Origin of the sequence: Sphingorhabdus sp. EL138 (assembly GCF_945882965.1) — a bacterium.
GTDB lineage: Bacteria > Pseudomonadota > Alphaproteobacteria > Sphingomonadales > Sphingomonadaceae > Sphingorhabdus_B.
The window spans coordinates 89,662-100,179 of the sequence record NZ_CAMCWY010000009.1; the positions used below are offsets into that span (position 1 = coordinate 89,662).

At 55.4% G+C, this 10,518-nt stretch carries 10 protein-coding genes; 5 read left to right on the plus strand and 5 right to left on the minus strand.

Going from position 1 to position 10,518, the window contains the following annotated elements:
- Positions 1–33: 33 nt before the first annotated feature.
- The gene (gene miaA / locus Q0N43_RS05735) at positions 34–960 is read right to left on the minus strand and encodes a tRNA (adenosine(37)-N6)-dimethylallyltransferase MiaA (protein ID WP_295443791.1); all 927 of its coding nucleotides are present in this window, start codon (positions 958–960) and stop codon (positions 34–36) included.
- Here miaA and serB point away from each other — a divergent pair.
- Together serB and Q0N43_RS05745 are read left to right on the plus strand one after the other, a co-directional pair.
- Positions 953–1,843 (plus strand): phosphoserine phosphatase SerB, encoded by an 891-nt coding sequence (serB, locus tag Q0N43_RS05740; protein ID WP_295443794.1) that lies wholly within the window; start codon positions 953–955, stop codon positions 1,841–1,843. The genes miaA and serB overlap by 8 nt on opposite strands.
- Before the next feature lie 4 nt (positions 1,844–1,847).
- Positions 1,848–2,456: a superoxide dismutase family protein gene (locus tag Q0N43_RS05745; protein ID WP_295443796.1), complete on the plus strand. Its 609-nt coding sequence runs from the start codon at positions 1,848–1,850 to the stop codon at positions 2,454–2,456.
- 2 nt (positions 2,457–2,458) lie between these two features.
- Here Q0N43_RS05745 and Q0N43_RS05750 read toward each other — a convergent pair whose 3' ends face one another.
- A complete protein-coding gene (locus Q0N43_RS05750; protein ID WP_295443799.1) occupies positions 2,459–3,085 on the minus strand; it encodes a murein L,D-transpeptidase catalytic domain family protein in 627 nt (208 codons plus the stop codon).
- Between the two features lie 103 nt (positions 3,086–3,188).
- Between Q0N43_RS05750 and Q0N43_RS05755 the strand changes: the two genes are divergently transcribed.
- The 3 genes from Q0N43_RS05755 (at position 3,189) to Q0N43_RS05765 (ending at position 6,484) form a co-directional block, all read left to right on the plus strand.
- A complete protein-coding gene (locus Q0N43_RS05755) occupies positions 3,189–4,106 on the plus strand; it encodes a L,D-transpeptidase family protein (protein WP_295443802.1) in 918 nt (305 codons plus the stop codon).
- Positions 4,107–4,200: 94 nt separating this feature from the next.
- A complete protein-coding gene (locus Q0N43_RS05760; RefSeq protein WP_295443805.1) occupies positions 4,201–4,653 on the plus strand; it encodes a MerR family DNA-binding transcriptional regulator in 453 nt (150 codons plus the stop codon).
- A 31-nt stretch (positions 4,654–4,684) separates the two neighbouring features.
- A complete protein-coding gene (locus tag Q0N43_RS05765; protein WP_295443808.1) occupies positions 4,685–6,484 on the plus strand; it encodes an acyl-CoA dehydrogenase C-terminal domain-containing protein in 1,800 nt (599 codons plus the stop codon).
- A 75-nt stretch (positions 6,485–6,559) separates the two neighbouring features.
- Here the strand turns inward: Q0N43_RS05765 and cysK are convergent, their stop codons facing one another.
- The 3 genes from cysK to Q0N43_RS05780 form a co-directional block, all read right to left on the minus strand.
- Positions 6,560–7,480, minus strand: a complete 921-nt coding sequence (gene cysK / locus Q0N43_RS05770) for a cysteine synthase A (protein WP_295443811.1) — start codon at positions 7,478–7,480, stop codon at positions 6,560–6,562.
- Positions 7,477–8,805 carry an MFS transporter gene (locus tag Q0N43_RS05775; RefSeq protein ID WP_295443814.1) on the minus strand — a complete coding sequence of 443 codons (1,329 nt, stop codon included), beginning with the start codon at positions 8,803–8,805 and terminating at the stop codon, positions 7,477–7,479. Before Q0N43_RS05775 ends, cysK begins: the two co-directional genes overlap by 4 nt.
- A gap of 84 nt (positions 8,806–8,889) precedes the next feature.
- Positions 8,890–10,518, minus strand: a 1,629-nt coding sequence (locus Q0N43_RS05780) for a 3'-5' exonuclease (RefSeq protein WP_295443817.1), incomplete at its 5' end; no start/stop codon positions are given.

The window sequence follows — 10,518 nt, forward strand, 5'->3', positions numbered from 1 at the left end:
GCTAATGGTTAGAAAATGACTTGTCAAATACATTCATTGAAATATTATTTCAAATTTGTCCATATTTGAATCATTTATGATTGCGTTTGCACGCTGCCAGTCCGCTGGAGCTTGGTTTCGGAACCACGTAAACTGCCGTTTTGCATATTGTCGTGTGACGATTTGGCCGAGCTTGATCGCTTCTGCCCGCGACACCGTGCCTTTAAGATAGGCCGAAATCTCGGGCACGCCGATGGCACGCATAACAGGCGCATCTTGCGGCAGATTGCGCGCCAGCAACGCCTCCACCTCACCAATTGCCCCACGCTCCATCATCAGTTCAAAGCGTTTGTCGCAGCGATCGTATAGCCAATCGCGCGGGGGTAAGAGCAGCAAAGGCCGCAAACAGATGTCAGCGGATATCCCCCCGGTCTTGGTTGCGCGCCATGCCAATATGCTGCGTCCGGTGCTTTGCACAACCTCAAGCGCGCGGGTGATGCGGCTCACATCCGTGGGGGCCAAAGTTGCGGCAACGGACACATCATATATTTGAAGCGCGGCATAGGCTTGATCCACCGGCATCGCACGTATCTCAGCGCGCAATTGCGGATCGACCTCCGGGATGGGCGCAATGCCGTCAAGCAAGGTGCGGATATATAGGCCACTACCGCCAACCAATATCGGGGTCGCGCCTGCCGCATGAGCCTGTGCAATACGGTGCTTTGCATCCGTTGCCCAGCGCGCGGCAGAGCAGGGTGTGACGCCGTCGATATAACCAAATAGATGGTGCGGAACGCTGCGTTGTTCATCGGCTGTGGGCTGGGCGCTCAATATGGGCAGATCAGAATATACTTGCGCGCTGTCGGCGTTGATTATCTCGAAATTGCCGGATCGGGCCAGATTCAGCGCTAATGCCGTCTTGCCGCTTGCCGTCGGACCCGCAATAAGCGCGACCATATTATGAGGATTCGATATGCCCATTTGCACTCTGATAGCAGCAGACAGTCTGGAAAGCGGCAACTTTTCCGAGGCTAAGGATCGATTGGCCGAAGCTGGCTCTATCCCCAATGCTTTTGACTGGCTGGCAGAGGGCAAAGCCGTAGACATATCGTTTGCAGGCGACTTAGCGGATGCGCGCGCGGCCCTGGCGGGGCTTGAGGATCGTTTCGATATTGTAGTGCAGGATGAAGGCAACCGCCGCAAAATGCTGTTGGTGTCCGATATGGACAGCACCATGATTACGGTCGAATGCATTGACGAGCTGGCCGATTATGCCGGCATTAAGCCGCAGATCGCTGCGATTACCGAACGGGCAATGGCAGGTGAGCTCGATTTTGCCGAGGCTTTAAAGGCGCGGGTCGCTCTGCTGGCGGGGCTGGACGAGAATGTCATTGCACAGTGCCTGCGCGAACGTGTGCAGCCAATGCCGGGGGCCGAAATCCTCGTGCGGACGATGACCGGCTGGGGCGCGCATGCGGTGCTCGTGTCGGGCGGGTTTACAAGCTTTACGGGGCCTGTGGCTGATATGCTGGGCTTTCATGACGTGCATGCTAATATTCTGGAGATTAAAAACGGGCGACTGACCGGCGCATTGGCGGGCGATATAGTTGATGCATCGACAAAGCGTTTGGTGCTGCACGCCGCCGCAGAAGCGCGCGGTTTTGCCTTGGAATCGGCGCTCGCGGTTGGTGATGGCGCGAATGACTTGCCGATGATCGCTGCGGCGGTATCCGGCGGTGGCCTTGGTGTTGGCTATCATCCGCGCCCGCAATTGGCGCAAGCGGCGAACTTTTCTGTGCGGCACAATAATCTGACAGCGTTGCTGTTTGCACAAGGCATTAAACCACATGACTGGGCAGACTGAATGCATGAAACAAATTGAGCGCCGCTCGGTTGATGTTATGCTGCTGATGCACACCCAGATTCAGGAGAAGAATATGCGCAAGCTAATGCCGATTTTCATCATTCCGATCCTCGCCAGTTGTGCGACCCTGCAATCGACAAAGACGGCTGAGGTGTCCGAAGTACTGACGGCTGATCTCGCCCGTGCCGATGGCAGTTGGGCCGGTGTTGCGACCATATCGCAGCGGCGCGATGGCGTGTTTCTCAGCCTGTCTGCCCGGGCGCCTGCCGCCGGGACCTATGGCATGCATCTGCATGCGGTTGGTAAATGCCAAGCACCCGACTTCACCAGCGCGGGGCCGCACTGGAACCCTGATATGAAGCAGCATGGCCGCGATAACCCGATGGGCGCGCATCACGGCGATTTGCCGAATGTGGATGCGGGCGCTGACCTTGAAATCACGCTTGAGTATAAGTTGACGAATATCACGCTGTCAGGACCGAACGGTCTGTTGGATGCCGATGGCGGCGCTCTTGTCATTCACGAAAAAGCCGATGATTACAAAACCGACCCAAGCGGCAATAGCGGGAAGCGGATTATCTGCGGCTTTTTCAAAGCCGGCAACCGGAGCTGATATCAAACCCTATCGGCGTATAACAGGCATCCTGGGGCCACACGCTCCAAGATAACATTGATGTCATCTTTGGCAAAAGCGAAGCAGCCTTGGCTGCGGCCAATTTTGCCTTGGTCGTGAATGAGCGACTGGTTCACATACCAAGCAGGGTGAATGACGATCGCGCGGGCCTCGGCTTGGTCGTTTTGCGGATCAAGCCCGATTAGCCGGCGGGATTCTCCATATTGACCAAAATAGGTCTCGCCGACGAGATAGCTGCCAGCTGAGGTGGCTTCCGACCCATGCGCGTTGGAAAAATGTTGCACCCAGCCGCTATGGCTTGGGTCCGAACCCTTGCCATGGGCGACGAGGAACATGTCGGATTTACCGCTGCGCAGATCAACAACGTAAAAGCGCGGGTCGCGCGAAGCTTTGGAAAAGTCCGCTATAGCAAGCAAATCATGGTTGCGAATGCGCGCCTTATGCGCGGCCAACGCCGCCTTCGCGCGGCCTAGCAATACAGGCGATGCACCGCCCGGTTCGATCCCCGTACCCGACCGAAAGATGATGTCGGCCGCCTTTGACGGAACAGTCAGCAGGCTCGCGCCTAAAACTGCTGAATGAATGAAGTGCCTGCGTCCCAAGTCCATTCCCTGCAGATAAAGACCAATCCTTTAAATAAACAGGCCTCCAGAAGCATTTGAGCGCAAAAGTAGGACGGTTAGGCGCATCGTGTCTGGGTTTAATTTTTATATGCCTGCGGGAAAATTGCTGTCGAGTTTTTACATCTATGATGGTAACGCCCATATCGACGCTGCCTTGTGCGGTTCAACATCCGGCAGTTGGGGCAGTTTCATGGGTTTCGGCGCGGGTATCCGCAAATTGCAGGGCATAATCGCGCTTTTGTTGTTGAGTGCCGTGCCGGGCATGACTTCAGCGCAAGCATTGGGGCAGGCGCAGCCTGCGCCTATTCAGCAAGGTCAACTGCCACAAGTCGTTCCGGCGGATGCGGCCTTGGCAACGCCACCAGCGCCAACGCAATCATCTGCTGTGCCGCCTGCGGCAACACCACCCACAGTCAAATCCCCGATTACAACGCCAGCAGCAAAGCCACGCAAAAAAGGACCTGTTGACGCGCTAAAGCCTGGACAGTTTCTTTGGGTGAAGCAGGACGTTTATGAAGGACCGATGAAAATCGTCATCGTGCTTGATACGCAGCGTATCTATGTGTTTCAGAATGACCAGCTCATTGGCTTCAGCACAATTTCGTCGGGGAAAATGGGTAAGGAAACGCCGACAGGTATTTTCAACATTCTGCAGAAAAATGTGGACCACAAATCCAACCTCTACAGCAACGCACCGATGCCATTTATGCAGCGCCTGACTTGGGATGGTATTGCCATCCACGGGGGCGACTTGCCGGGATATCCAGCGTCGCATGGGTGCATCCGTCTGCCAATGGTCTTTGCCAAGGCGTTGTTCGGCGTAACGCAAATGGGTCAAGAGGTAGTCGTTCTTCAAGACACGTCAACGCCCGTCAAGCGGCCAGAGCCCCAGCCGGCCATAGACCCTGTGGTCGGGCCAGCGGATGCAATCGCTGACCCTGCGCTGCCGCCGCCGATTGTGGCACCAAAGCCAGCAGAAGCATTCCCGCCCGAGCCATCCGTTTAACCTGCGATATATCGTACCGCAGTCGTAACTTCCCCGATTGACGTTTACGCTAACGTAAACTAGTGACATTAGGGTAACCAAGAGGGAAGGCGCTATGGAATCTGTAACGCGCGACGAAAGGCGGACCGATGCGACCATCGACACGCCCGACGCACATAATCGGGAATCATTTACGATATCCGACCTATCAGTCGAATTTGAGGTAACCGCGCGGGCATTGCGTTTTTACGAGGATCAGGGCCTGATTTCGCCGGAGCGTATGGGCTTGGCGCGGATTTATTCAAAGCGCGATCGAGCCCGGCTTGCTTGGATACTGCGGGCAAAGCGTGTCGGATTTAGCCTCGCCGAAATCCGCGAAATGATCGATTTGTATGACCTTAACGACGGCCGCAATATTCAGCGCCGCGTGACTATTGAAAAATGCCGCGACCGCGTCAATTTGTTGAAGGCCCAGCGCCACGATATTGAAAGCGCGATTAACGAGTTGACCGAATTTGTTTCAACGGTGGAAAAGGTCGAGGCGGCGGAAAAATCTGCTGCGGCCTAAGCCCACTCCACTGCTATCTGAAGGACCTAAAATGCCAAGCTATACCGCCCCTGTTCGCGATACGCAGTTTATCCTCAACGAAGTTTTGGGTGTTGAGCGCTACGCCAATCTGCCAGGGTTTGAAAACGCCAGCGCTGACATGATCGATGCGATCCTGACCGAAGGCGCAAAGTTTGTGGAAAACGTGCTTTTCCCTTTGAACCAAGTCGGCGACTTGCAGGGCTGCACCCGTCATGAGGATGGCAGCGTGACTACCCCTGATGGGTTCAAGGAAGCCTATAAGTTGTATTGCGAAGGCGGTTGGGGCACATTGTCTGGCCCATTGGAGTTTGGCGGGCAGGGCATGCCACACATCGTCTCCATGGCCTTTGAGGAGCTGATATCGAGTTCCAATATGGCGTTTGGTATGTACCCCGGTCTGACGCAGGGCGCGGTATCCTCGATTTTGGTCAAGGGTAGTGAGGAGCAGAAGGCCAAATATGTCCCGAACATGATTTCGGGCAAATGGACCGGGACAATGAACCTGACTGAGCCGCATTGTGGAACAGACCTTGGCCTTATTCGGACCAAGGCAGAACCCAATGGAGACGGCAGCTTTGCTATTTCCGGGACCAAGATATTCATCTCGTCGGGTGAGCATGATCTGACCGAGAATATCATTCATTTGGTGCTCGCAAAAACAGTCGGTGCACCGGACAGCGTGAAAGGCATATCGCTGTTCATCGTGCCGAAATTCCATGTGCATGACGACGGATCGCTTGGCGCACGCAATGCGGTATCATGTGGTTCGATTGAACATAAAATGGGTATTCACGGCAACGCCACCTGCGTCATGAATTATGATGGTGCCACCGGCTATTTGGTAGGCGAAGAGCATAAGGGCCTTGCGGCCATGTTTATCATGATGAACATCGCGCGGCTTGGCGTTGGGCAGCAGGGTTTGGGCATTGCAGAAGTCGCCTACCAAAATGCAGTTCATTATGCGCAAGATCGCCGTCAGGGCCGCGCGTTGACCGGGCCGCAAGATATGGACCAAAAGGCGGATACACTGTTTGTGCATCCGGACGTTCGCCGTATGCTGATGGATGCAAAGTCGTTTACCGAGGGCATGCGTGCCTTGTGCCTTTGGGGCGCGTTGCAGGCCGATTTGCTGCATCATGCGCAAACCGAAGAAGAGCGGCAGATGGCCGATGATCTTTTGTCTTTGCTGACTCCCGTCATCAAGGGTTATGGTACCGACAAGGGGTATGAAGTCGCAACCAATGCGCAGCAGGTATATGGCGGCCATGGCTACATCGCCGAATGGGGCATGGAGCAATATGTGCGTGATGCCCGCATCGCGATGATTTACGAAGGCACGAATGGTGTTCAGGCCATGGATCTCGTTGGCCGGAAACTCGCGCAAAATGGTGGTCGGGCAATTCAGGCGCTTTTCAAGATTGTGGATGAGGAATGCGCTGCTGCGAAGGATGGACCGCTGGCGGATTTGGCCGGTCGTCTTGAAAAGGCCAATGGCGATTTGAAGGCGTCAACGATGTGGTTCATGCAAAATGGCATGGCAAACCCGAACAATATCGGCGCGGGCGCGCATCATTATATGCACATCATGGGCATAGTTGCGCTTGGTCTGCAATGGCTACGTATGGCGCAAAGCGCACATAAGGCATTGGATGCAGGCACAGGAAATGCGTCATTTTACGAAACCAAGCTGGTGACGGCGCGTTATTTTGCGGAGCGTCACATGCCAGATTGTGGCGCGCTGCGTCGTAAGATTGAAGCGGGCAGCGAAGCGATCATGGCGCTTACACCGGAAATGTTCGCAGCGGCGTAAACACCTACTGCACCGTCAGAAAATTAGGGTCAGGACGAATTAAATGCCGGGAACATGTTTCCCGGCATTTTTGGTTTACTCGACCGGTAAGAAATCCGGGACCGATAGATAGCGTTCACCGGTATCATAGTTGAAACCAAGCACACGGCTTCCGGCAGGTAGTTCGGGCAGTTTCTGCGCAATCGCGGCAAGGGTTGCACCTGATGATATACCCACCAACATGCCCTCTTCGCGTGCGGCGCGGCGCGCGGTTTCTTTGGCGTCTTCGGGATCAACCTGAATGACGCCGTCGAGCAACGCCGTGTGTAAATTGGCGGGAATGAAGCCAGCGCCAATCCCTTGTATCGCGTGTGGACCCGGTTGGCCGCCGCTGATGACAGGCGACAGCGTTGGTTCAACCGCAAACACTTTCAGATTTGGCCACGCCTTTTTCAGAACCTCGGCGCAACCTGTTATATGCCCACCTGTGCCGACGCCGGTAATCATCACGTCAATCGGGGTGTCGGCAAAATCTTCTAATATCTCCAGCGCCGTTGTGCGCACATGGACGTCAATGTTGGCGGGGTTTTCAAACTGCTGTGGCATCCATGAATTTGTGGTTTGTGATACCAGTTCAAGCGCGCGTTCAATTGCGCCCTTCATGCCCTTTTCACGCGAGGTGAGATCAAACGATGCGCCATAGGCCAGCATCAAGCGGCGACGCTCCAGCGACATGGATTCGGGCATGACGAGAATGAGCTTATAGCCCTTGACCGCTGCTACCATGGCAAGACCAACGCCGGTGTTGCCGGAGGTCGGTTCAATGATTGTGCCGCCGGGTTTAAGCGTCCCGTCTTTTTCGGCTGCTTCTATCATGGCCAAGCCAATGCGGTCCTTAATCGATCCACCGGGGTTCGACCGTTCCGATTTAATCCAGACTTCTGCATTCGGGAACATCCGTCCCATGCGAATATGCGGACTGTTACCAATGGTTTCGAGGATCGATTGTGCTTTCATGGACTTTTTCCTCTATATTGTGGTTCGAATGTGCGGGCGTTTTTAAGCTCGGGGAATAAACCTGCCCAAATTGCTGTAACGAATATGGCACCAACGCCACCAAATACAACTGCGCCGACGGGACCAAGCAATGCTGCGGCCACACCGGATTGTAATTCGCCCAATTCGTTGGACGCGGAAATGGCAAGGCCGGACACCGAACTCACACGTCCGCGCATTTTGTCCGGTGTGTTGAGTTGCACAAGGGATGAGCGCACATAAACGGAAAGCATGTCCGATGCGCCAAGCACGACCAGCATGACCAACGCCACGGCCATGCCAGCGCCCATATCAAGGAAACCAATGCGCGCATCTGAGAAGACTCGCGCTCCTATTTCATGGCTCAGGCCAAAACCAATGGTCGCAATCCCGAATATGACCACAGCCCAAAGCATTTTTGCGCCAACATTATGGCGCAACGGCCGGAAGGTGAGCATCAGTGCCACCACTGACGCGCCCACAGCCGGTGCCGCACGCAATTGCCCAAGCCCATCTGGTCCCACCATCAATATGTCGCGTGCATAGACGGGAAGCATGGCCGTTGCGCCCGCCAGCAACACCGCAAACAGGTCAAGCGTTATGGCACCCAATAAGAATCGTTCCGACCAAGTATAGCGGACGCCATCGATCATTTGGCGGATGGGGTGAATTTTCTTTTCCATCGGCGGCGGGTAGACTGGTCCAACGAAGCTGAGGCTGATGGTCGCCATCAACATGAGGCAAGCCGAGGCAAAATAGGGCAGTGACGGATGTGCGGCGAACATCAAGCCGCCGGCCGCAGGGCCGATCACGGAACCGATTTGCCAAGCAATAGAGCTTAAGGCAATCGCGCGCGGCAATGATGCGGGCGGCACGATATTGGGTCCAATCGCCGACATGGACGGCCCGACAAAAACGCGTGCGACGCCGTGCAATGCTGCAAACAGGAAAAGGAGTGGAAGGGTTAGTCCGTCAATGAAGGTGAACCAACCCAAAGCAAGCGCGACCAGCATATCAATGCTATTGGCGAGCCGCGCCACAGTCCGCCGTTCCCAACGATCTGCAGCCCAGCCAGCCACTGGCGTTAGCAGCGCCAGCGGAACGAACTGCACCAGCCCAAGTAGGCCAAGTTGCAAGGATGCCTCGCGAATGGACATGCCATAATCGCTGCGGGCGATGTCATAGGCCTGATAACCGATAACAACGACCATCCCCATCGTCGCAAGCACCGCCATAAACCGCGCCATCCAGTAAAAGCGGAAGTCAGCAATTTTAAGCGGATGAATTTCAGGGGTAATATCAGCCATGCCCTGAGCGCCTATCGGCTTATGTTTCTAAGTGCAATGCGCACAATTTCACCAGCCCCATCATGAGGTCCCGACCGTAGCAGCTCAGCCTAGACTTACAAAGCTGTCCATCACGCGTTTGCGGCCAGCTTGTTCAAAATCGATCTCAAGCTTGTTGCCCTCAATCAACGCAATCGCGCCATAGCCGAATTTTTCGTGGAACACGCGAAGGCCAATGCTGAGGTCGCTTCGGCCCTTATTTCCCAGGCTGACGGCGCTGCGCGTGTTTTCGGCTATACGTTGCGGGCGGGGGTTGAAACCGCCCGAGGTGGCGGCGCGTTGCCAGCCTGGGCCACGCGCATTGCTTCGCCCCTGGTTGGCGGCGGCCAGATGCGCGAATGGGTCGGATTGTTCGCTCCAGTTCGCGCGCCACAAGGATGCACCGCCCGTCATCGTCTGTTCTGCTTCGATATGGTCGAGCGGCAATTCTTCAATGAAACGGCTAGGGATGCTGCTGGTCCACTGGCCATAAATCCGGCGATTTGCGGCATGGATGATGGTGCATTTGCGCTTGGCGCGGGTGATCGCGACATACGCCAAGCGGCGTTCTTCTTCCAACGAAGCAAGGCCACCTTCATCAAGCGCGCGTTGCGATGGGAAAATGCCTTCTTCCCATCCCACCAGAAAGACATTGTCATATTCAAGGCCCTTGGCGGCATGGATAGTCATGATGGTGACACTGGCGCCTGTGTCGCCGCGATCATTGTCCATGACGAGGCTGACATGCTCCAAAAAGTCGCCCAAAGTTTCATATTCTTCCATCGCGCGGGCCAGTTCGCTCAGGTTTTCAAGGCGGCCAGATGCCTCAACGCTGCGTTCGGCTTGCAAGACGGCGGTGTAGCCACTTTCATCCAATATCAGGCGTGTCAGATTGGCAGGCGACATCGTCGCGGCCTCGTCACGCCAGCGGGCAATGTCGACCACAAGGTCCGCGAGTGATTTTCGTGCCTTGCCAGTCAGTTCGTCGGTCCCGACCAGACGCGCGGCGGCAACGCACAAAGCGGCGCGTTCTGCGCGCGCAACGATGTGGATTTTCTCAACCGCCTTGTCGCCAATGCCGCGCTTTGGCACGTTGACGATCCGTTCGAACGCGAGGTCGTCGGCGGGCTGATTGACGATGCGCAAATAGGCAATGGCATCGCGAATTTCGGCACGTTCGTAGAAACGAAAACCACCAACTATCCGATAGTTGAGGCCGATTTGTATGAAGCGGTCTTCAAATTCACGTGTCTGGTGCTGCGCGCGGACGAGGATGGCGATACTGTCGAGGCTTTCGCCCTTATACTGGATTGCCTCGATTTCCTCACCGACGCGGCGAGCCTCTTCGGGGCCGTCCCATACGCCGATGATCCGAACCTTTTCGCCATCGTCCAGCTCGGTCCACAATGTCTTGCCAAGCCGTGTGCTGTTGGCATTAATCAGGCCCGATGCCGCCGCAAGAATATGCGGCGTGCTGCGGTAATTTTGCTCCAGCTTGATTGTCTTTGCGCCTGGAAAGTCTTTTTCGAAGCGCAGAATGTTCGCAACCTCGGCCCCGCGCCATGAATAGATGCTTTGGTCATCATCACCGACGCAGCAGATATTCTTGCGTTTCTGCGCCAGCAATCGAAGCCACAGATATTGGACGGCGTTGGTATCCTGATATTCGTCGACAAGGATATATTTGAACTGCGC

What these genes read in the sequence shown, in the direction of transcription:
- serB (WP_295443794.1), top strand. Translation starts at nt 953, where the DNA reads ATGCCCATTTGCACTCTGATAGCAGCAGACAGTCTGGAAAGCGGCAAC.
- miaA (WP_295443791.1), bottom strand. Translation starts at nt 960, where the DNA reads ATGGGCATATCGAATCCTCATAATATGGTCGCGCTTATTGCGGGTCCG.
- Q0N43_RS05745 (WP_295443796.1), top strand. Translation starts at nt 1,848, where the DNA reads ATGAAACAAATTGAGCGCCGCTCGGTTGATGTTATGCTGCTGATGCAC.
- Q0N43_RS05750 (WP_295443799.1), bottom strand. Translation starts at nt 3,085, where the DNA reads ATGGACTTGGGACGCAGGCACTTCATTCATTCAGCAGTTTTAGGCGCG.
- Q0N43_RS05755 (WP_295443802.1), top strand. Translation starts at nt 3,189, where the DNA reads ATGCCTGCGGGAAAATTGCTGTCGAGTTTTTACATCTATGATGGTAAC.
- Q0N43_RS05760 (WP_295443805.1), top strand. Translation starts at nt 4,201, where the DNA reads ATGGAATCTGTAACGCGCGACGAAAGGCGGACCGATGCGACCATCGAC.
- Q0N43_RS05765 (WP_295443808.1), top strand. Translation starts at nt 4,685, where the DNA reads ATGCCAAGCTATACCGCCCCTGTTCGCGATACGCAGTTTATCCTCAAC.
- cysK (WP_295443811.1), bottom strand. Translation starts at nt 7,480, where the DNA reads ATGAAAGCACAATCGATCCTCGAAACCATTGGTAACAGTCCGCATATT.
- Q0N43_RS05775 (WP_295443814.1), bottom strand. Translation starts at nt 8,805, where the DNA reads ATGGCTGATATTACCCCTGAAATTCATCCGCTTAAAATTGCTGACTTC.